Source organism: Alcanivorax sp. HI0083, from assembly GCF_001635175.1.
In genome coordinates this window covers 1-429 of record NZ_LWFX01000811.1, presented here as the reverse complement: position 1 = coordinate 429, position 429 = coordinate 1, and the positions used below count along the sequence as shown (strand labels likewise).

1 protein-coding gene is annotated in these 429 nt (G+C 49.2%); it reads left to right on the top strand.

Annotation, left to right across the window (positions count from 1 at the left end):
- Positions 1-429, top strand: a 429-nt coding sequence (locus A3754_RS07855; protein ID WP_156496908.1) for an NAD(P)-dependent oxidoreductase, incomplete at both ends; no start/stop codon positions are given.

Here is a 429-nt window from a genome sequence, read left to right as displayed (position 1 = left end):
CCTCTGATAAAGCCTATGGCCAACACCAAAAGCAGCCCTACCAAGAGGATTTTGAGCTCAAAGCACAATACCCCTACGATCTCAGCAAACAAGCTACTGAGCAACTCGCCCTAAGCTACTTCCATACGCATGCTCTTCCCGTCACCATTACCCGCTGTGGCAACACCTTCGGAGCCTATGACTTAAACTTCAGCCGCATCATACCCGGAACCATTGCCTCATGCCTAAAAAACCAAGACATCATTATCCGCAGCTCTGGCCTGCTCCAACGCTGCTACATTTATGCAACTGATGTTGCAGATGCTTACCTACAACTGCTGACTGCACCACAAAACAGGGTGCATGGGCAGGCTTTCAACATAGGTAACCCAACCGCCATCTCTGTACTCGACATGGTGAAATTCATTCAATCTGCCATTCCTGAAAGCC